Source organism: Candidatus Phytoplasma crotalariae (assembly GCF_030586865.1).
Lineage (GTDB): Bacteria > Bacillota_I > Bacilli_A > Acholeplasmatales > Acholeplasmataceae > Phytoplasma > Phytoplasma citri.
This window is the reverse complement of record NZ_JAOSIR010000058.1, coordinates 1-1633: the sequence shown is the minus strand read 5'-3', so window position 1 is coordinate 1633 and position 1633 is coordinate 1. Positions and strand designations below refer to the sequence as shown.

Annotated in this window: 2 protein-coding genes; one reads left to right on the top strand and one right to left on the bottom strand. The window is 15.9% G+C overall.

Annotation, left to right across the window (positions count from 1 at the left end; translation table 11 throughout):
• Nucleotides 1-151 precede the first annotated feature (151 nt).
• Nucleotides 152-526 carry an SVM family protein gene (locus OC683_RS02415; protein ID WP_304514945.1) on the bottom strand — a complete coding sequence of 125 codons (375 nt, stop codon included), beginning with the start codon at nt 524-526 and terminating at the stop codon, nt 152-154.
• Nucleotides 527-990: 464 nt separating this feature from the next.
• Between OC683_RS02415 and OC683_RS02410 the strand changes: the two genes are divergently transcribed.
• Nucleotides 991-1633: effector (locus OC683_RS02410; RefSeq protein WP_304514944.1), on the top strand; the 643-nt coding region annotated here is incomplete at its 3' end.

The window sequence follows — 1633 nt, the reverse complement described above, 5'->3', positions numbered from 1 at the left end:
GTTTGCTTAAAATTTGGAAAAATGATTTATTTGATATCGTTGTGAACATATATAAAATATAAAATTTTATAATTTTTATTTTTAAAAAATACGTTTGCATAGATAAAAAAATTCCTCTTGAAATAGGAGGAATTATGGGTTTTAATTTTAATTATTTTGTTTCTATAATTTTTATAAATGGTTTTAAATTGAAAGTTACTTTTTTTGTTTTTTTTGAAATATTTTTGTAAATTTCAGATTTTTTTTCTTTTAATTGAAGGTTTTTTTCTTCTAATTTTAAAATTTCTTTTGTATCCGCCAAATTTAAATTAGGATTTTTATTATTTCTAAAATAATATATTTCTTCTTCTAATTGTTTTTGTTGTATTGATAATTCTAATAATTTTATATTCATATTTTTGTTATCAGAGATCAATTCTTGTTTTTTTATCGCCATAACTTGATTATTATTTGTCATCAATAATAAACCTAAAATAATAACTAAAAATAATTTTAAGAAATATAATTTATTTTTTACTAAAATCATTGTCTATCTCTCCTTTTATTGTTGGTATATTTCTCGATTGAGAAAGAAAATTTATAAAGATATTTTTAATATTAATTTGTTTTATTGTGTTTATTTTTTTAAAAAATTAAATTTTGTTTTTAAGAATTCTATTTTAGTTTAAAAAAATAATTTTTTTAAATTGTATTGGAAATACATTATATTGATTCATTAATTTTAAAATCTTTTTGATCAAATATTAACTAATTGTTATCAAATAATATATTCATTATTAATATAACTTAACTAAATTAAAAGTACAACAAACAAAATATTTATTAATTAAATTATAATGGGAGGATAAATTATTATTTATAAAAATATTTTTTTATATTAATTTTTTATCTAAAATTTTTAATAAATCTAATTTAATTATAATCATTTTATTTTTTATGTTAAAATTTTTAATAGAAATCAATTTTAATTAGAAATTAAATAATCTAAAAATGAATAAAATAATAAACAAAAAATTATTAATAATATTTTTATTACTTCTTTTTATTTCAATATTTTATTATCTTTTAATTGTTAAAAAAAATAAATTTTTCATGCTTAATCATTTTCAAAATCATAATTTCACTCATATTCCCAAAATACTTCAAGGACAACCAAAATCTGAATCTACAAAAGAAGAAGACTTGAAAATTTTAAATAAATATTCTCATTTATTACGTTTTATAGAAAAAATTTATATAAAATATCAAAATAAAATTAAAAAAATTGATAAAGAGTTAAATTTATATCAAAAAGATTCTTTGATTTTAAATAAAGAGTTACGTCATTATAAAAATTTAGAAAAAATTTTTAATAACAAAATAGTCCGAATCACAAAAGAATTAAATTGGAAAAAACAAATATTAATAGAAAATAAAATTTATTCTTTTAAAAAATCTTCTTTAATGATAGAAGAACAAAATCTTCAAGAATTAAAACAAAACAATGATGACATGCAAAAAATAATACAAGCAAAAAAAGATCAAATTCAACAGGCAAAAATAAAAATAATTGAATTGGCCAAAGCTAAAAATATTTATCTTGAAACACTATACGATTTAAGCGGTTACCCAAAATCCCAAATTTTAAGCAAAA